The following is a 19,769-nucleotide window of genomic DNA, read 5'->3' as shown; positions in this document are numbered from 1 at the left end:
TCTAATGCAGTTGAAGGGGAGGCTATCATCACAGGTACCGGTTCACCAGATTTTCCAACCGCTCTTGTCGGCCCGACTGCGGTTGCGGGTCAAGGTCACGGGCCACAACATCATCGTGGATGCTGGTCAGATCGCTGGACAGCAACCCTTTGCCTGCCTCCGTTTCCCAGCCAGCATAACGCGCATCGCGGGCGGCCTCCAGCTTGCCGTCTTGCAGCATCGCGGCGGCGGCCTTCAGTCCTGCGGCGCAGGCGTCCATGCCACCGACATGGGCAAGGATCAGGTCCTCGGCATCCAGCGACTGGCGGCGCAGCTTGGCGTCAAAGTTTGTGCCGCCTGTGGTAAACCCGCCCGCGCGCAGGACCTCGTAGAAGGCCAGTGTCATCTCTGGCACGTTATTTGGGAACTGGTCGGTGTCCCAACCCGATTGATAGTCATTGCGGTTCATGTCGATGGACCCGAAAATCCCCAACTCCCGCGCCAATGCCAGCTCATGCTCGAACGAATGGCCCGCAAGGATCGCGTGGCCCTGCTCGATGTTGACCTGCACTTCGTTCTCCAGCCCAAAGTCCTTGAGGAAGCCGTAAACCGTTGCCACGTCAAAGTCGTACTGGTGTTTGGTCGGCTCCTGCGGCTTTGGCTCGATCAGGATCGCGCCTTTGAAGCCGGTCTTGTGTTTGTAATCGACAACCATTTGCAGCATCCGCCCCGCCTGCGCCCGCTCGCGGCCCATGTCGGTGTTCAGCAGCGTCTCGTAGCCTTCGCGCCCGCCCCACAGCACGTAGTTTTCTCCGCCCAGTTTGATGGTGGCATCCATGCAGGTTTTGATCGTCGCGGCGGAATAGGCAAAGATATCGGGGTCGGGGTTGGTGGCGGCCCCGCCCATGAAGCGGCGATGCGAGAACAGGTTCGCCGTCCCCCACAACAGCTTGGTGCCTGTCTCTTCCATCTTCTCGCCGAAATAGTCGACGATGGTCTCAAGGTTGCGGGTCGTCTCGGCAAAGCTGGCACCTTCGGGGCGCACGTCCGCATCGTGGAAGCAAAAGTATGGCACGCCCAGCAGGCCGAACATCTCAAAGGCGACATCGGCCTTGGCCTTGGCGTGGGCGATGGTGTCGCCGAACCACGGCCGCTCAAACGTCTCGCCGCCGAACGGGTCACCGCCGGGCCATGCGAAGGAGTGCCAATAGGCGGCGGCAAAGCGCAGGTGGTCCTTCATCGGTTTGCCCATCACCATCTCGTCCGCGTCATAGTGGCGGAAGGCGAATTCATTATCGCTGTCCGGACCTTCAAAACGGATTGCGGGGATACCTTTGAAAAATTCGGTCATATTATAGGTCCTTTAGGGCGTGATAGGCAGCGCGGTAGCGCGCATGGGCATCGGTAAATGCGGAGGCAAGCGATGTGTCGGGGTCGATGGTTTCTGCGATAGGGGGAAGGCTGGCCACATCGCGGCCAGCACCCGTTGTGGCCATGATCGCCAGTCGCGCCGCACCCAGTGCCGCGCCAAAGTCACCGCCCGCAGGCCGCATCAGCGGGATGTTCAAAGTGGTGGCGATGACCTGCAGCCAGTAGTCGGATTTTGCACCGCCGCCCAAGGCCACGGCGCGGGTGATCTGGGTACCTGTCGCCTGCAGCGCAGCCTGACAATCGGCAAAGGCAAAAGCGACCCCTTCCAGAACCGCACGCGCTGCGGCGCGGGCATCGGTGCTGTGATCCAGATGCAGGAACTGGCCGCGCATGGCTGTGTTGTTGTGGGGCGTCCGCTCTCCGCCCAGATAGGGCAGGAACAGCGTGCGGTCGGGGGCGCTTAGCTGTCCCAGATCGCGGGTCAGCGCCTCGGCTGTCTGACCGCTCAGACGGCAGAGCCACTCAAGCGCATCTGTCGCGGCGAGGATCACGCCCATCTGGTGCCACGTGTCCGGCAGTGCATGACAGAAAGTATGTACCGCCGTGGCGGGATCAGGCTGATAGGCATCAGAGGCAGCAAACAAAACGCCCGACGTCCCGAGCGAGACAAACGCGTCGCCCTTTGCCACCACGCCCGCGCCGATGGCCGAGGCCGCGTTGTCCCCGCCGCCGCCCGCGACGATCACGCCTTTGGGCAGGCCCCATTCATCGGCCAAAGTGTCGCGCAGGGTGCCGGAGGCGTCCGAGCCTTCAACCAGGCGCGGCATGTGGCTGCGGTCCAACCCCGTTGCGGCCAGCAGGTCGTCCGACCAATCGCGGCGCGCCACATCCAGCCATGCCGTGCCTGCCGCATCCGACATCTCGGCCACATGCTCGCCTGTCAGGGTCAGACGCAGGTAGTCTTTGGGCAAAAGCACTTTGGCGGTTTGATCAAAAATGTCGGGCAAGTGGGTTTTGACCCACGCCAGCTTGGGAGCGGTGAAACCCGCAAAGACGATATTTCCCGTGAGGGCGCGAAACTGCGGGTCTGCGTCCATCTGCGCCGCCTCTTGCGCGGCGCGTGTGTCGTTCCACAAGATGCACGGGGTCAGCACCGCATCCGATTTGTCCAGCAAGGTCGCGCCGTGCATATGGCCCGACAAGCCGATCCCGCGCACGCCCGACAGGTCCGTCTGTTCGCCCAAAGCCCGCATGGCGGTATCAAGGGCGGCGACCCAAGTTGCGGGGTCCTGCTCGGACCACCCCGCGTGCGGGCGCGACACCGTCAGCGGCACGGCATGTTCGGCCAGCACGCGCTGGGCATCGTCCACCGCGATCACCTTCAGCGACGAGGTGCCAAGATCAATGCCAAGGTAACTCACGCGGCTGCATCCTTGGGGTTTTTACCGAGGATAATCATCGACAGGATGTCGTCTTCGGTCACGTCCTCGACCCGCTCACTGCCGACCAGCTGGCCGTTCTTCATCACGGCGACGCGGTCACACAACTCCATCATCTCGCGGGTGTCGTGGCTGATCAGGAAGATGCCGAGGCCTTGTTTCTTCAGCTCGCCAATCAGCTCGGCCACCATTGCGGTTTCGTGCACGCCCAAGGCGGCTGTCGGCTCATCCATGATCAGGATTTTCGCGTTGAAATAGACGGCGCGGGCGATGGCGACAGATTGGCGTTGCCCCCCAGACAGGGCCGCGACAGGCTCTTTGAGTTTTTTGAAGTTCGGGTTGAGGCGCGCCATGATCTTGCGGGTTTCGGCCTCCATCCGGCTGTCATCGACAAAGCCCAAAGGCGTTGTCAATTCGCGTCCCAAAAACAGGTTCGAGGCCGCATCAAGATTATCGGCCAGCGCCAGCGTCTGGTAGATCGTCTCGATGTTATAATCGCGGCTGTCGCGGGGGGAGTTGATGGTGGCGCGCTTGCCTTCGATCCAGATTTCGCCTGAGTCCATTTTGTAGGCCCCTGACAGCATCTTGATCAGCGTCGATTTGCCGGCGCCGTTGTGACCCAGCAGGCCGACGACCTCGCCTGCGTGCAGATTGATGCTCACGTTATCGACGGCGCGGACGCCGCCAAAGGCGATGGAGACGTTTTTCATTTCAACAAGAGGTGCGGTCATGATTTCGCTCCCAATCTTTTACGGTATTGCATGTCGATCCAGACGGCGAGGACAAGGACCGCGCCGACGACGATGTTCTGGTAAGGGGCGTCAACGCCGACCATCGCCATGCCCGATTGCAGCGACTGCATGATAAGCGCCCCGATGATTGCGCCATAGATCGTGCCGACGCCGCCGGATAGCGCCGTGCCACCGATCACAGCGGCGGCGATCACGCGCAGCTCGTCCAGCGTGCCGATGTCATTGGTGTGATAGCCCAGGCGGGCCGACGCGACGACACCACCGATGGCGGACAAAACGCCAACCATGGCAAAAATCTTGACCGTCAGCAGGCGCGTGTTGATGCCCGACAGCTCTGCCGCGTCGGGGTTGCCGCCCGTTGCAAAGATGTAGCGGCCCAGCCGTGTGCGCAGGGCGATCACGGTCATCACAATCGCCACGGCGATCAGAACCAACACCGAGTATGGCAGCCCGTAAGCGGCGACACAGCCCTCGGCTTGCTCACAGCCGAAAAGGGCAGGGTTGCGGGCGATGACGCGGGCCGGCACCGTATAGGCGTTCAGGATCGCGACAAAGCCAAGGATGCTGCCTGCGACAACAGTCATCATGGTAGCCTCTGCCCAGACGGGCTTTACGGGAAACCCGTGGCCTGTTTTGGCGCGGCGGCTGGAGGCCATGGCAAGCACGGCAAGCGCGGCCGCGATGATTCCGACGATCCAGCTGGGGCCCGCGCCCAACGTGCCTGTGATGCCGCCAAACAGAACGAATGTTTTATCCAGCGGGCCAATGGTGGCCCCGTCCGTCAGGTGCCAGCCCACGTTGCGCCAAACCAGCAATCCGCCAAGTGTGACGATAAAGGCGGGGATGGCCTGATACCCGATCAGCCAGCCTTGGGCCGCACCGATGGCGGCACCTGTGATCAGGCCCACAGCGATGGTGATCCACGGGATCATCGGGTGGCCCAGCTCTAGCCCGAAGACCTGCGGCAGCCAGGCGGTTTGGGTCATGCCCATGACCGCCGTACAGGTTGCCAGCAGCGCGCCCACGGACAGGTCGATGTGGCGGGTGACGATCACGAACACCATCCCCGTCGCCATGATCGCAACCGATACGGTCTGGATCGTCAGGTTGAATATATTGCGGGGCGTTAGAAAACGCCCTTCGGTCAGGAAGTTAAAGATCAGACAGATGCACAGAAACGCCCCGACCATGCCCAACAGGCGCAGATCAACCTCGAGCGATTGCAGAAAGCTACGCTTGGGGGGGTGTGAATTGGCGGATTGATCAGACATGGCGTGTCTCCCGTTGAGGGTAGGGCAGGGCCCTTTCTGCGGCCAGAGCCGATGGGGCAGAAAGTGCAAAGTGAAAGGGGGGAGTAAGGCCCCGCCGCAGTGGGCGGAGCCTGTCGTGAGGCCGAACTGGCCTGTTAGCTGTGTTTAGTTACAAGGCGCAGGACCGTCGGTCACGCCTTGGCACAGTGCCTCAACCGTGATCCAGCCCGCGTCTGTCACAACAGTCAGGTTTTCGGCAGTCACGGGAATAGGCGCGAGGAACTGTGACGTCATCTCGGTTCCTGCTGGCGATGTCCATTTGGCAGAGCCTTCGATCATGGTGTTTTCATCCGCAGCCAACGCTACGGCGATTTCGCCTGCGGCCTTGCCCAGCTCGCGTGCGTCTTTCCAGACGGACACGGTTTGAGTACCCAATGCGACGCGGTTCAGCGCGGCGTGATCTCCGTCCTGACCCGATACTGCGATGCCTTCCATGCCTTGCGCTGTCAGTGCTGCAACCACACCACCCGCAGTCCCGTCATTCGAGGCGACAACAGCGTCTACTTTGTTGTCATTTGCGGTCAGGATCTGCTCCATGTTGCGCTGGGCATTCGCGGGCAGCCAGCCATCGGTATAGGCTTCGTCTACGATGGTGATCGCACCGGAATCGATGGCCTCTTGCAGCACTTCTTGCTGGCCGCCGCGCAGGAAGTCGGCGTTTGGATCGGTGGGCGAGCCTTTGATCATCACGTAGTTGCCGGTGGGCTGGGCCGCGAAAACGGCGCGTGCCTGCATGCGGCCAACTTCGACGTTGTCGAAAGTCAGGTAAAAGGCGCGGGCGTCTTCGATCAGGCGGTCATAGGCCACGACCGGAATGCCTTCGGCGTCGGCTGCATCAACGGCGGGGCCGATGGCGGCGGTGTCTTGCGCCAGAATGATCAACGCGTCGGCACCTTGAGCGATCAGGCTTTCAACGTCTGACAACTGCTTGGCCGAAGAAGATTGCGCATCGGACGAGATGTATTTCGCGCCTGCTGCCTCTAGGGCTGCCTTGATCGCGGCTTCGTCTGTTTTCCAGCGCTCTTCCTGAAAGTTTGACCAGCTTACGCCGACTGTGACGCCATGGCCGTCGGCAAATGCGGATGTGCTGAAGCCTGCCGCGGCGATTGCCGCTGCGATAATATACTTGTTCATTTTAGTCCTCCCAAAAGTGGCCCCCGCTTTGATGCGGGGCTGGAGCCTGCTGACTCGAATACTATCGTGCCTTATTTATTTTACTTTGCAAAATAAAAAATGACGTTTTGCGAAAATTTGTGTTCTCAGGTCGTGATTTTCGACCTATAATTTGCTGGATGGCATCGATATGCACGCTTGGGTTTGGATTAATTTTAGATGTTGAAATATATAGAAGACGCCCAGATTCCAAAGGGATGCGGCCCCTTACTGGCGGGTGATCACGTCAGTGGCGCCACGCTCCCCACGCTCCCCCTGCGCCAACAGGTGTTCGAGCATGTGCGGGCCAGCGGGCAGGCTGCGCGGGCCGATATTACCCGTGCGCTGCACATCAGCGCGGGCAGTGCGACCACGCTGGTCGCGGATCTGATTGCTTCGGGGTTGCTTCGCGAGGTGGCGGCCGACCCGCTTGCGCCCGCGCGGGATGTAGGGCGTGGCCGCCCCCGTGTGGCGCTGGAGGTGGTCGGCGAGGCCGCCTTTGTGATCGGCATCAAGCTGGAATTCAAACGCCACAGCGCAGTGCTGTGTGATTTTGCGGGGCAGGTCGTGGGGGCCGTCAGCGTGCCCGCGTCAGAGCGGCGGCGCAGCACAGATCACCTGCTGGACGAGGTGATGAGCCTGATCGACAAAGTTGTCGCCGACAGCGGGCGCACTGCGCAAGAAATCCGTGCTGTTGGTCTGGGTCTTCCGGGTATTGTGGATGCAGATAGTGGGCTGGTCAGGTGGAGCTCGCTTTTGCATGACGGCAACGTCGATCTGGTGGCTGCCTTTGCCAGCCGTTTCCATGCGCCCCTGTTTACCGACAATGACACCAACATGCTGACCTTGGCCGAACTGTGGTTCGGGGGCGGGCGGCAAAAGGCGGATTTCGCGGTGGTCACCATCGAGAACGGTGTGGGCATGGGGTTGGTCGTGAATAACCAGCTGTACCGCGGCACCCACGGCATGGGGCTGGAACTGGGTCACACCAAGGTTCATCTGGACGGCGCGCTGTGCCGCTGTGGCCAGCGCGGCTGTCTTGAGGCGTATCTGGGTGATTATGCCATCAGCCGCGAGGCCGCGACGGCGCTGGATGTCGAAGAGACAGGCCCGCGGGGGCAGGACGCAGTGCTGCACCATTTGCATGACGCCGCAAAGACCGGACATGCGGGCGCACAGGCGGTCTTCCAGCGGGCGGGCCGCTATCTGGCGGTTGGGCTGTCCAACATTATACAGTTGTTTGACCCGCCGCTGATCATCCTGTCAGGCAAGCTGACGCAGTCCGACTATTACTCGGACGAGGTGTTGGCCGAGATGGAAAAGCTGACCCTGTCTGACGGCCGAAGACGCTGCGTGGTTGAATTGCGTCATTGGGACGATCTGGAATGGGCGCGGGGCGCTGCGGTGCCTGCGCTTACCGCGCTCACGGCGCAGATGGCAGGGGCTGCGTGATCCGCCTTCTGTGCGGTGCGATGGCCTTTGCTGCGGGTATCGCGCAGGCCGCGCCGAAGTTTGAGGATATGTCAGACCGCTTGCCGCCTCACGTTTACGGCGGCGGATGGGAGCATTTCGTCGGCGGTGGCGTTGCGGTCTTTGACTGCAACAATGATGCGCTGCCCGACATCTTTGCCGCTGGCGGCGCGAACCCCGCCACCTTGATCCGCAACACAGGTGATTTCGTGTTCGACCCTGTGGCCATTAAACCGATGACGGGGGTTACGGGCGCATACCCGATCGACATAGATGCGGACGGGTTGATCGATCTGTTTGTCATGCGGGCGGGTGCCAATGTCATTCTGCGCGGTACAGGCGCCTGCGGGTTCGAGGACGTGACGCAAGACTGGATGCCTGCACAGGCAAACGCATGGACCACCGCCTTTACCGCGTGGTGGGAAGGGGGCGCACGGCCCGTCTTTGCGCTGGGCAATTATGTGGACCGCGCTGACCCCGATGGCCCGTTTGAAGCCTGTGACGACAACCGCATTCTGCGGTGGGAGGGGGCGGCCTATGTCGCGGAGGACCTGACCCCTGGTTTTTGCCCGCTTTCCATTCTCGCCGCCCGCGATGCACGGGGGCGCATGGCGCTGCGTCTTTCGAACGACCGTCATTACTATGTCAAAGGCGGATACGAGCAGATGTGGAACATCGCCGAGCGTCGGTTTCTAGGGCAGGATGACGGCTGGCCGCGGGTCTCTCTTTGGGGGATGGGCATTGCCAGCCGCGATCTGAACGGAGACGGGCGCGATGACGTCATGCTGACTTCGATGGGAGATCAGGTGCTGCACTTCGGGCAGGCAGATGGCGGATACCGTGCGGCGGATTTCAGTCTTGGCACCTACGCGCAGCGGCCGCATGTGGGGGGCGATGGGCGTCCCTCGACGGGCTGGCATGCGGAATTCGGTGATGTGGACAATGATGGCCGCGCTGATCTGTTTATTGCGAAGGGCAACGTGGACCAGATGCCGGGTATGGCGATGGATGACCCCAACAACCTGTTGATGCAGCGCAGTGATGGCCGCTTTGAAGAAGTGTCAGCGAATGCAGGCGTGGCCAGCTTAACGCGGTCGCGTGGGGCTGCGTTGGTTGATTTTGATCTGGACGGGCGGTTGGATCTGATCGTCTCGAACCGCCGCGCACCCCTGGAGCTTTACCGGAATGTGACGCCCGAAACGGGCAAATGGATCACAGTTGAAGTGCGGCAGGCAGGTGGCAACCGCAACGCCATCGGCGCAGTGATTTCCGTGCAATCAGGCGACAGGTCGCAAAGCATACAGCAGGTCATTGGCGGCGGTCACGCAGGCGGACAATTGCTGCCGCGCCATTTCGGTTTGGGCGACGCAGCCACGGCCCGTATCACAGTCGCATGGCCGGACGGGACCATGACGCAGGTGCAAGCCGCTGCCGGCGCACGGGTGGTGGTTGAAAAACCCTAGTCTACGGTTGCGATTTCTCCGCCGCTGGGAACTGCATTTGGTACGCCAAGCCGCCCCGCGATACTGATCGGATCGGTGAGCGTGTGCAAAAACGCCACGATTGCATCAATTTCATCGTTCTCCAAAGAAACAGCAGGGGTTCGCACAGCATCCGCGATTGCATGGACCTGCGCGGGGTCGTTCAGAACCATGAAGTCATCGGAGGTATAGGGGGGCAGGATTGCTTGGGTACGGTCATATGCGGCCAGCCCCTGCACAGGGTCGGCGTGTGCCGCGACAAAGGCCGCAAGATTGGCATGCCCGCCCGCATGACCGTAAGGCGCGGTAAGCGCCACATTGCGCAAAGACGGCGTGCGAAAGGCGTAAAGATCATCGGCGTTGCCTGTCACGCGAAAGCGGCCTTCGTCACGGGTGTGATCCTGAAATGTGGCCGCTTTGCCAGGTCCGATTTGCGGCGCGGCCATTGCGTGAAACTTGTGATCCGTCTGGAACGGGCCGCTGTGGCAGGCGCTGCATCCAGCGGAGCCATAGAACAGCTGAAGGCCCGATTGCGCAGGCGATGGCAGCGTGCCGCCGCGCAGATAGGCATCAAACGGCGAGGTGTCAGAGCGCCATTCATAGGCAACAAAGGCCGCAATCGCGTTCGAGATGTCGGTGAAGGAGATGTCATCGGGCGTCTGGATGTGCGGGTAAAGGCGTGTGAACTCTTGTGCATAGGCGGGAATGTCGGCAACGCGGCGCGACAGCACATCCCACGCGCCGCCCTTTCCCGTGATGCGCCCCTGACGGACCAACGCTCCTATCGGGTTTTCATTGTACGAGCCCGCCATCTCGTCGCGGCTGAGCACGGGAAACATCGTTTGCGCGGATAGGACCGAGGCAAAGCCCACCTCCATATCTGCGCCCATCGGTGTGCGGATGCCGCTGGGGCGGGTGGGGTCGGCCTCTAGCCTGCCGTCGTGGAACAGCACGGTGAATTCTTCCGCGCCAAGGTTGAACAGCGCGGGCGAGTTTCGGGGGATACGCTTTTCCGGCAGGTTGTCGGGGTCGGCGCTGCGGGCGCGGCCCATCCCGATGCCGCCATCGCCAAACGACAGCGATACCGCGTCCGAGGTGCCAAGCGCGGGATAATGACAGGTGGCGCAGGCCGTCTGTTTGTTGCCTGACAGGATGGGATCATAGAATAGCAACTGCCCCAACTTGGCCTCTTGCAGATCAACAGGAAGAAAGTCGTCATCCGTGACCGCTGTGGGCGTTTGTTGTGCGGCTGTCGCGGTTGCGAACAAAAGGCAAAAGAGGGCTGCGTATTTCATGTTCGCGACAGTAGGCGCGAGACGTATGGCAAACAAGGGACCTTGCGTGCGGGGCGCCCCCCCTCCGCCAATGTGGGCGGAGGGGGGGGGCCGAAAGGGTCAGACCACCAGATCACCGAACAGTTGTGCGGCTGTCATATTCTCGACCACCAGCGTGTCGCCATTGCCAAAATCAAACACCAGATCGTTGCCCGATTGTGTGGCATTGGCCATGGCTGCGGTCTTGTTGTTGAAACCATATGCGCTCAGATCCAGCGTATCGATATCGTCTTCGAAATCCGTGATCACGTCAGTGTCGTAGTTGGGGGCGAAGACAAAAGTATCGGCTGCCGCGCCACCATCAAGGATGTCGTCACCGGACCCGCCGTACAGCGTGTCCTGATTGCCGCCGCCCAGCAGGGTGTCGTCACCCGTGCCGCCGAAAAGCCGGTCATTGCCGCTGTCGCCAAAGATAAAGTCATCATCCCCGCCACCGTTCAGCAAGTCACCCGCGCCACCCCCGTTGAGGGAATCCTGACCTGCCTGACCATAGAGGCTGTCCGCATTCGCGCCGCCCTCCATCACATCGTTGCCGTCATTGCCCCGCAACGTGTCGGAACCGCCGTCGCCTTGCAAAAAGTCGCCGCCTGTCCCGCCCTCAAGCATATCGTTGCCGCCGCCACCGCTGAGCGTATCGCTGCCCGCCCCGCCATTAAGTGTGTCCAAGCCGCTGCTCCCGATCAGGTAGTCTTCGCCACCATCGCCGCTAAGGCTGTCGTTGCCATTGGCACCGTCAAGCAGATCGTTGTCGTTGCCGCCGTTGAGCGTGTCGAATCCGTCACCACCAAGCAGGAAGTCGTTGCCGCTGCCGCCGTTCAGCTCGTCCCCCTGGGCAAGGCCCAACAGCACGTCCGCACCGGCACCGCCATCGAGAGTGTCGGCACCTGTTGCGCCGTTGATTGAATCGTCGCCGCCATCGCCGCTCAGTTCATCGCCGCCCTGACCGCCGGTGATGATGTCATTGCCGAAGCCGCCGAAGATGGTGTCGGCCTGCCCGTTGCCTGTGATGGTGTCGTCATCATTACCGCCATACAAAAGGTCACGGCCCTGACCGCCCAGAATCGAGTCCTCGCCATTCGCGCCGTTGATTGTGTCACCCATGCCGCCGCCGCGCAGGATATCGCCCGATCCGCCGCCAAAGATGCTGTCGCTGCCGCCAAGCCCGTTCAGGACATCTGCGGCGCTGGTGCCATTAAAGGTTTCGTTCGCGGCAGAGCCTGTGGTGTTCTGCCCGTTTGCGTCATCGTTCAGGATAATGGCCACACCCGAAGCATCTGCCGTACTGAACACATTGGCCGCGCCATTCACATTGAGCGAGAAAGTCTCGGCACCTTCAATCAACGTGTCCTCGATGATGTCGACCACCACATGCACCACCGTCTGGCCCGGCCGGAAGGTCGCAAAGCCCGCGTTGGCGACATAATCGGTGCCCGCCGTGGCAGAGCCGTCTGCGGTGCCGTAGAACAGGTTGATCGTGCTGTCCGCAGGTTCCGACAAACGGATTTCGAACACGGCTTGGGTGTTTCCACCGTCCCCCTCGCGGAAGATCGGGTCCGAGACAAAGACGGCGCGGTCTTCCGCAGTGCCATCGTTATCTAGGATCACACCTGTTGCGGTCAGACGCGCCTCGCCTCCGGCCAAGACGGCGTTGGTGGGGTTGCTCAGCTCGATCGTGAAGTTTTCGTCGCCGTCATCAGGGCTATCGCCAAAGGTTGTGTAGCTGATGGTGGCAACGGTCTGTCCTGCGGGGATGGTGAGCGTGCCGCTGCCGCCGCTCATATCGGCGGCACTTGCCGAGCCGTCAAAGATGGATTGGAAGGCGATGGTCACATCGGCCAACGAGGGCTGCGACAGGGTCACGGTAAAGCGCACCGGCTCTCCCTCAAGCGCGTCAGCGGACTGGATCGAGACAACGGGCAGGCCCGTTTCGGAATCGTCGGCAAGGATCGTAGCAGTGCCCGAGGCATCGCGGACACCGTCGACGATGGGAAGGGCGGGTGTGACGACAAGGCCGAAAGTCTCCATCACTTCGGCGCTGGCATCGGGTTCCAGATCGACATGCACATGGGCAACGGTTTGCCCCGGCAAGAAGGTCAATGTGCCCATCGCGGGGATATAGTCAAAGGCCGACAAGGGCGCATCGTTGGGCAGGTTGTTGAAGTTCGTGGCCGAACCATCAAAGGTCGCATAGCTGAGCACGACTTGCGTTGGCGATGCCTCCGACAGGCGCACCTCGAACACCGCTTGCTGTGCGCCGCCATCCGTTTCCAGAATGGTCGGGTCCGAAACAAACAGCGCCAGATCGGAGGTAGAGCCGTCGTTGTCCGAGATAACACCCGTTGCCGTCAGCGTAGGCTGTGCCCCCGCAAGCACCGCGTTAACGGGATCGCTGATTTCGAGCGTGAGGTTCTCGTCGCGGTCATCGGGGCTGTCGTTGTAGGTCGTGACCGCAAGGCGGATGTAGGTCTGGCCCGCCGGAATGGTCGCGTTGGCCAGTACCTCGTCATAGTCGATGTCTGACAGGGCAGAGCCATCGGCCACGGTTCGGTAGGTAAAGGTGATGTCGGCCAAGGACGGCTCGGACAGGGTGACGTCAAAATGAAGGGCTTCGCCTTCTGTCGCTGTTGCCGCTTCGATTGACAGGACGGGCAGGTTCGTTTCGGTGTCGTCATCGCGGATCGTTGCGATGCCTGCGCCGTCACGGATGCCGTTCACGATGGGCGCATCCGAGGCCACAACAAGCGAGAATGTCTCCATCATCTCAACATCTGTGTCGCCCAGGATGTCAACGGCGACAAAGGCTACCGTCTGACCTGCGAGGAAGGTGATCGTGCCGCTTGTCGCGGTATAGTCGCGCCCTGCAAGTGCAGAGCCATCTGCCGTGGTATAGCTGACGGTGATGTCTGTCGGGGAAGGTGCGGACAGGCGCACCTCGAACACGGCTTGGGTTTCGCCGCTGTCTTGTTCCTCAATCGAGGGGTCGGAAACAAACAGCGCGAGGTCTGAATCGGGGCTGTCGTTGTCCAGAATTACGCCCGTCACGCTGAGCGTGGTTTCCCCGCCCGCCAATGTCGCGTTTGTCGGGTTCGCGATCAGCAAGGTCAGGTTTTCATCCCCGTCGCTGGGGCTGTCATTGTATGTGGAAAAGGACAGGAAGCTGACGGTATTGCCAGCCGGAATTGTGTGGGTGAAATACCCTTCGTCATAATCGATGTCTGCTTCGGCTGATCCGCTTTGCACTGTGCGGAAGACGAACGTCACATCGGCAAGCGATAGCTCTGACAGAACAACGGTAAACCGCAGGGATTCACCCTCTAATGTGGTGTCGGGCAGCACGGAAATGATGGGCATCCCGCTGCCTGTATCGTCATCAACGATTGTCGCCATGCCCGTCGAATCCCGTGCACCGTCAAAGATGGTCGCACCCGGTGTCACCACAAGCGAGAAAGTCTCCATCGTCTCGGAGGTGATGTCGCCAAGGATATCGACGGCAACAGACGCAACCGTCTGGCCGGGTCGGAAATTGATCGTGCCTGTGGACGCGGCATAGTCCTGCCCCGCGAGAGCGCTGCCATCTGCGGTGGTGTAGTTCAGAATAAGATTGGTTGCCGACGGAGCGGACAGGCGCACCTCGAACACGGCTTGCACACCGCCGCTGTCGTTTTCAACAACGATCGGATCGCTGACAGACAGCGCACGATCCTGAACCGAGCCGTCATTATCCAGAACAACGCCTGTCGCGGTAAGAGTTGGCCCACCCCCTGCAAGGGTGGCGTTGACAGGATCGCTCAGCTGTACCGAGAAGTTCTCGTCGCCGTCATCAGGAGTGTCGTTGAAAGAATTAAACGACAGTGCCACAACAGTTTGACCTGCCGGTATCGTAAGGGTGCCAAACGATTCATCAACGTCAATATCCAGCAATGCAGACCCATCGGACAAAGTGCGGTAGTAGACCGTAACGTCTGCCAAAGAGGGTTCCGACAGGATCACCTCAAACCTTACCGGCTCTCCCTCCAGCGCCTCTGCGGCGAGGACAGAGATGACAGGCAGGTTGTTGTCCCCGTCGTCCGCGATGATCGTAGCGACACCCGTTGAATCGCCAACTCCGCCTGCGATCCCGATGTTCGGTGTCACAACAAGGTTAAAGGTCTCCATCTGTTCATGATCGAAGTCGCCGATAACATCCACCGCGACCGAGGCCACAGTTTGCGTAGCGCCAAAGGTCACAGTGCCCGAAGTCGCGACATAGTCCTGCCCTGCGATGGCTGTGCCATCGGCGGTGGTGAACGACAAGGTTTGCGAGCTGCCGAAGGCTTCTGACAGGCGGATTTCAAACACCGCCTGGGTGACACCGCTATCGCTTTCGAGGATCTGCGGGTCGGAGACAAACAGCCCGCGATCAAAGGTTGATCCGTCCTGATCAAGGATCACCCCTGTCGCGCTGAGCGTGGGCTGTCCGCCCGAAAACATGCCGTTTACAGGATCGCTCAGTTGAAGTGTCAGGTTCTCGTCACCGTCATTCGGACTGTCGTTGTAGGCCGAGACAAAAATTGTCGCGGTCGTATCATTCGGAGCAATCGTGACCGTGTTGAACACTTCACCATAGTCGACATCGCTGGTGGCCGTGCCGTTTTGCACGGTGCGATAGGTAATTTCGACAGGCGCCAGTGACGGTTGTGAAAGGGTGATTACAAAAGCAAGCGAAGAACCTTCGTTGGCGACGGCAGGCGATAGAGAGATGATAGGAAGCATAATGACCTCGGAAAAAATGTAAAATAAATTAGCCGCAAGGGAACAGGGTCTTTGGTTTTCAGTCAAGTGTCATCATGCGCGGGTGCAATTCAGGGCGTTAGGGGCAGCGAGCTGAAAAAGTAGCGGCCGCGCTGAATGGCGTGGGGTGGACCGACGTCTCGTCTGTATCGTTAAAAATGGAGATTAATTGATGATGCCAGTGAAGGTTTTGATCGGGTCAAACGCTTTTGATTGTGGCGCATTCTAGCGTGGTTTAAAACTTTTGCGCCTCAGATAGGTCGGCTGACATCAAGTTTTAGCAGCCTGTTTATGCTGAGGAAGTTGATTTTGAAGGTTCCATGGGCGGGCTGTCGGCGGTTTTTTCGGGTTCGATCGTGGCATCTGGTATAATTGCCAGTTTGTATTCGTTGCCGTCATTCGAAACGGCGGATGACGGTGTATTAACCTCTGTGTCCGTGCAGGATGGAAGAAGCTTTTGTGAAAATAGGGCTACCTTTTGAATGAATTCCACTTTTCAGGCTTTTCGTCACTCGCTGGGCTAAACGGTTCTATTTGCGAATTCGCTGTGTGCTCTGGTGGGCCGGATGAGTTGAAACCGCTCTTGAAAGAATAAGGTTTCAATATTGTTCACGTAATTTCACGGTCCAAAAATACTATGGCCGCTTGCGGCTATTCTGGTAGCGGATTTTTGAGCGCTGCCAGAATGAAACGGAAGGGCGACTCTCTTCCTCTCGGCTTTTGGTTTCTCTTAAGAACCGATGGCTCCGTGCTTGACGTGGAATCGGGTTTCGGATGTTCATAGGAGTTACAGAGGACACAGCTTTTTCCAGCATCGAATTATGCATTTGCGACGCGGGGTCTACCGGGCAACGGTCTGTGAACGGTAGGACAGGAGCGGGATTACGGTTCCAACACCACTGACTATCTCGACGACACGCTTTATGCGCGGGTCGAGAATGATGTAGGGCCAGACCGCGATGTTGAGGAGGCGCTTTATGCCCACGGTGACGTGATCGAGGCGGCGGTGCGGGTGCGCGAAGGCTCGGTGCTCTCTGGTGCGGTGATGATCGCGCTACGCACACAGAAACTGGGCGCTTTCAAAACGCCTGATCGCATCGACTTCCTGCCCGAACTGCCGAAAGGGCCGTCTGGCAAAATCCGGCGGCTGAAGCTGTTGGAGCTGACCTAACGGCGGCCCTCAAAAGTTTGGACCGCGATGCCTGCGCCCTCCAGCGAAGTGCGGACCGATGCTGCGATTTGCACCGCTGTTGGCGTGTCACCGTGCAAACAGATGGTATCAATCGCGGCGGGGATATGCTTGCCACTCTCGGTTATGATCGCGCCTGCTTTGACCATCTCGACCATCCGTTTGCCCGCCACATCGGGGTCATGGATCACGGCGCCGTCAATGCTACGGTCCACCAATGTGGCGTCGTCGTTATAGGCGCGGTCGGCAAAAATCTCGCCCGCCCAAGCACAGCCCAACTCCTCTACCGCTTGTTGGTGCGCAGTCGCGGCAAGGATCATCACGATCAGGTCAGGGTCAACCGACAGGGCTGCTTCATACAGATCACGGGCCAGTACGGGGTCTTCGGAGGCCATGTTGGACAGGGCACCGTGCAGTTTTAAGTGCCGAACCTTTGCGCCCATGCTACGGGCCATCCCGACGCTGGCGGCGACTTGGAACCGGATCTGGTTTTGCAGCGTGGCGCGTGGCACCGACATGCGGTTGCGGCCAAAGCCTGCAATATCCATAAAGCCCGGGTGCGCGCCGATGCCCACACCGTTGCTATGGGCCAGCGTCATGGTCGCCGCCATCACATCCGCATCGCCCGCATGACCGCCACAGGCGATATTGGCCGAGCTCACGGTTTGCAGCAGCGCGGCATCATCGCCCATGCGCCACGGGCCAAAGCTTTCGCCCATATCGGCATTCAAATCTACACGCATGTCAGCTTCCTTTTGTGAACGGGTCCGAGGTGGCAGAGATCGCGCCGCTGATCAACTGATAGGATAACAGATCGCGGATGTCGCGTGGGTTGCGCAGCAGCGGGACAAGGGCGCTGGCGAGCGTCGCTCGCTCGGACGTTGCGCGGGTCTGAATGGCGCGGGCTTCTTCAAACGGGACGAACTCGAACGTTACGGACGCCCCTGCGGCGGCTTGGGCCACGCGGGGCATGTCGCAGGGCAGGACAGACCCGATACGCGGGTAGCCGCCCGTGGTCTGGCATTCGCACATCAGTACAAAGGGGGCGCCATCGCCCGCGATCTGGATGTCACCGGGCACGATCACATCGGACACAATGGTGAGCTGGTCTGCGGCCACAAAGGGCGCGCCGTCATGATCCATCCGCACGCCCATCCGGTTGCCCCGCGCATCGCGGCGAAAGGCGGTCGCGGTAAAGCGTTCCTGGGTGGCCCCGTCGAACTGCTCGGTTTGCATGGAGGCGGTGATGCGAATGCGCCCGCCCTCAAAGCGGTCCGCGACGGGCAGGGTCATGCCGACAGTGTCGCCTTTGTCTGGACCGATGGGCAGGGTAACGCCCGCGCTGAGCGCAGCGCCCAACCCCGCGCTCAGATGTGCGCCGCGTGCGCCCATCATTACGGGTGTGTCGATCCCGCCGCCGAGATGCAAATAGCCGTATGTCCCTTTGCGCGCTCCGCCGATGTTCAGGGTGGCCCCCGCAGGCAGCAGATGGCTGGCGTTCCACGCAAGCGGCGCGTTGTCCAGCAGGGCGGTCATCGGTGCGCCTGTCAGGGCAATGCGGGTGTCCGTAGTCACACGAAAGCTGCCGCCCATGCCCACCATCTCAAGCGCGGCCAGATCGGGCGACTGTCCCAGCAGGGCAGCCCCCTCATAAAGCGCCAGATCATCGGCGGCACCGCCACGGGTCATCCCTTGGGCCAGAAAGCCCGTGCGCCCGCGGTCTTGTACCGTCACCGCAGGACCGCAGGAGAGGATTTCGATCACGTCGCTCATTTCAACACCACGCGCTGTGCGCCGCCATCGCCGCTGGTATCTTGTGCGGTGATGCGGGTGTATTCAGCCTCGCTCACCGAAGGAAAGCACATCTCGTCTCCGGGTGTCAGGGCGATGGGCGTGGCGCTGTCGGGGCGGAAGTTGCGAAAGGCGGTTTGCCCCACATGCCGCCACCCCGTGGGCGAGGCATTGGTGAAAACGATCAACTGCCGGATCGCCACAACCAAAGCGCCCGAGGGCACGGATTTGGTCAGTGCCTGTTGGCGGGGGATGTCCCAATGGGGCGGCAGTTCTCCGGTGTAGGGTTGTCCGGGGGCGAACCCGATAGTGAGGACGCGGACGCGGGCCTGCGACAGCTCGGCAATGGCGGTGTCGGGATCGACACCTGCGGCGGTGGCAGCTTCCTCCAGTTGCGGTGCGGCGTCGGTGCCATAGAGCGTGGGGATTTCCCACAGCGTGCGGCCTGCGGGCAGGGGCGCGCTGTACCAGTCTTGGGTGTGCAACAGCTCGGTGAGGGCGTCTGTAATCTGCTCGGGCGGGGTTGCGGCCAGATCGACGCTCAGGAAGGTCGAGACAAGCGAGGTCGAGGTCTCGCGCACTTGTGGCCAGTTCTGCGCATCCACGGCGGCGCGAAAGGCGATGGCGGCGCGGTTTGCCGGCTCGGACATGGCATCGCCGAACTGCACCAGCAGACCTTGCAGGCCGACGCGGCGGATGCGGGGTGTGTCAGTCATTGCTCAGTGCCTTTTGGTAGAGGTCGGGCAGCAGCACGGGTGTGAGGTACATGGGCAGCTGCCAGCAGCCAATAAAGATCAGGATGGGGCCCAATGTCTCGGGCGGGAGGGCGACGAGGAAGAGCGCGATGTTGCGGTTGCCCGCGCCAATGGCCAGCGGCCCTGCGACGGGGTGCAGCCGCGTGCGGCGCAGAACCAGCAGCGTGGCCAGTTGCAACCCATAGCTGATCGCGAACGCCAGCAGCGTCCAAAGCAGCACCTGTTCGGGTGTGGTGTGAATGGCGGCGTTCAGCGGGGCCATCAGCCCGATCACGATCACGGAAAAGGCAAGGACGGATGCGCCATCAAGGGTGCTGATCTGGGCAGGCGTGGGTTCGGGAAACAGCTTTTCGCGCAGGAAAAACCCGACCGCTGTGGCCGTCATAATCACGGCAAGCATCAGCGCGGCAGAGGCCGCGACCTGCGGGAACGCGCCGATCTGCGGCATGGCGATCAGAACAGGCAAAACCGTCAGTGGAAAAGCGGCGGTGCCCAGCACCATAATCTGCATCATCCGCCCCGCATCGAGGCCCAGCAGCAGCGCAAGGTTCGTGCTGCCCGATATAGCCGGAGCAGCAGTTGCAAGGACCAGCGCCAGTGCTGCGGGCGTGTCGGCCAGCCCCGCAAAGCTCAGCACTGTGACACAGGCCAGCGGTACCGCCATTTGCAGCACCACAACCGCACCCAATCCCCAAGTCAGGTCGCGCACGGCCCCGCGGGCAGCGCGGTGGCCGATGCGCAGGGCGGTGATGCACAAAAGGCCTGCCACCATAAACGGCAGCCACGGCGCCATGGCCCCCGCCAGCGCTGGCAATAACAGCCCCGCCGCCAACCCCAACATCAGGCAGGCGCGGGAATGACGTGAGACAAGGCGGAGCATCACCCATAACACCGCTGATCAGACTGTTTCATGGCACGCCTCCTGTGTGCCAAACAGACCAGAGCATCACGCCAAAGGCAATGGTTTGCGTCCGTC

14 protein-coding genes are annotated in these 19,769 nt (G+C 61.0%); 3 read left to right on the top strand and 11 right to left on the bottom strand.

The window, feature by feature from the left end; genetic code table 11:
- Positions 1–28: 28 nt before the first annotated feature.
- The 5 genes from xylA to xylF all read right to left on the bottom strand — a co-directional run bounded on the left by xylA (position 29) and on the right by xylF (position 5,985).
- Positions 29–1,330 carry a xylose isomerase gene (xylA, locus tag ABMC88_RS03970; protein WP_349575519.1) on the bottom strand — a complete coding sequence of 434 codons (1,302 nt, stop codon included), beginning with the start codon at positions 1,328–1,330 and terminating at the stop codon, positions 29–31.
- Between the two features lies 1 nt (position 1,331).
- Entirely contained in the window at positions 1,332–2,771 is a 1,440-nt protein-coding gene (gene xylB / locus ABMC88_RS03965; protein ID WP_349575518.1) for a xylulokinase, read from the bottom strand.
- Positions 2,768–3,520, bottom strand: a complete 753-nt coding sequence (locus ABMC88_RS03960) for an ATP-binding cassette domain-containing protein (RefSeq protein ID WP_349575517.1) — start codon at positions 3,518–3,520, stop codon at positions 2,768–2,770. Before ABMC88_RS03960 ends, xylB begins: the two co-directional genes overlap by 4 nt.
- Positions 3,517–4,812: a sugar ABC transporter permease gene (locus ABMC88_RS03955; RefSeq protein WP_349575516.1), complete on the bottom strand. Its 1,296-nt coding sequence runs from the start codon at positions 4,810–4,812 to the stop codon at positions 3,517–3,519. The genes ABMC88_RS03960 and ABMC88_RS03955 overlap by 4 nt, the downstream gene beginning before the upstream one ends.
- Positions 4,813–4,956: 144 nt before the next feature.
- Positions 4,957–5,985, bottom strand: coding sequence for a D-xylose ABC transporter substrate-binding protein (gene xylF / locus ABMC88_RS03950; RefSeq protein WP_349575515.1), 1,029 nt, complete (start codon positions 5,983–5,985; stop codon positions 4,957–4,959).
- 198 nt (positions 5,986–6,183) lie between these two features.
- Between xylF and ABMC88_RS03945 the strand changes: the two genes are divergently transcribed.
- Both ABMC88_RS03945 and ABMC88_RS03940 read left to right on the top strand, forming a co-directional pair.
- Complete coding sequence (locus ABMC88_RS03945; protein WP_349575514.1) at positions 6,184–7,455, top strand: ROK family protein; 1,272 nt, start codon at positions 6,184–6,186, stop codon at positions 7,453–7,455.
- Positions 7,456–7,475: 20 nt separating this feature from the next.
- Positions 7,476–8,936 carry a CRTAC1 family protein gene (locus ABMC88_RS03940; protein ID WP_349575572.1) on the top strand — a complete coding sequence of 487 codons (1,461 nt, stop codon included), beginning with the start codon at positions 7,476–7,478 and terminating at the stop codon, positions 8,934–8,936.
- Here the strand turns inward: ABMC88_RS03940 and ABMC88_RS03935 are convergent.
- Positions 8,933–10,249 (bottom strand): cytochrome-c peroxidase, encoded by a 1,317-nt coding sequence (locus tag ABMC88_RS03935; protein ID WP_349575513.1) that lies wholly within the window; start codon positions 10,247–10,249, stop codon positions 8,933–8,935. The genes ABMC88_RS03940 and ABMC88_RS03935 overlap by 4 nt on opposite strands.
- A gap of 99 nt (positions 10,250–10,348) precedes the next feature.
- On the bottom strand, positions 10,349–15,040 hold the full coding sequence (locus ABMC88_RS03930; RefSeq protein WP_349575512.1) for a Calx-beta domain-containing protein: 4,692 nt from the start codon (positions 15,038–15,040) through the stop codon (positions 10,349–10,351).
- A 1,009-nt stretch (positions 15,041–16,049) separates the two neighbouring features.
- On the opposite strand from ABMC88_RS03930, the gene ABMC88_RS03925 reads away from it, so the two are divergent.
- A complete protein-coding gene (locus ABMC88_RS03925) occupies positions 16,050–16,229 on the top strand; it encodes a hypothetical protein (protein WP_349575511.1) in 180 nt (59 codons plus the stop codon).
- Here ABMC88_RS03925 and ABMC88_RS03920 read toward each other — a convergent pair.
- The 4 genes from ABMC88_RS03920 to ABMC88_RS03905 are packed head-to-tail and all read right to left on the bottom strand — an operon-like array spanning position 16,226 to position 19,673.
- Entirely contained in the window at positions 16,226–16,990 is a 765-nt protein-coding gene (locus ABMC88_RS03920) for a LamB/YcsF family protein (protein WP_349575510.1), read from the bottom strand. The two genes, ABMC88_RS03925 and ABMC88_RS03920, sit on opposite strands and share 4 nt — an antisense overlap.
- 1 nt (position 16,991) lies before the next feature.
- Entirely contained in the window at positions 16,992–18,020 is a 1,029-nt protein-coding gene (locus tag ABMC88_RS03915; protein ID WP_349575509.1) for a 5-oxoprolinase subunit C family protein, read from the bottom strand.
- Positions 18,017–18,754 carry a 5-oxoprolinase subunit B family protein gene (locus ABMC88_RS03910; protein ID WP_349575508.1) on the bottom strand — a complete coding sequence of 246 codons (738 nt, stop codon included), beginning with the start codon at positions 18,752–18,754 and terminating at the stop codon, positions 18,017–18,019. Before ABMC88_RS03910 ends, ABMC88_RS03915 begins: the two co-directional genes overlap by 4 nt.
- Positions 18,747–19,673, bottom strand: coding sequence for a hypothetical protein (locus ABMC88_RS03905; protein WP_349575507.1), 927 nt, complete (start codon positions 19,671–19,673; stop codon positions 18,747–18,749). The genes ABMC88_RS03910 and ABMC88_RS03905 overlap by 8 nt, the downstream gene beginning before the upstream one ends.
- Positions 19,674–19,769: the final 96 nt, after the last annotated feature.

The sequence above is a fragment of the Sulfitobacter aquimarinus genome (genome assembly GCF_040149565.1).
GTDB lineage: Bacteria > Pseudomonadota > Alphaproteobacteria > Rhodobacterales > Rhodobacteraceae > Sulfitobacter > Sulfitobacter aquimarinus.
The sequence above is the reverse complement of the archived record's forward strand: the minus strand, read 5'-3'. Positions and strand labels throughout refer to the sequence as shown.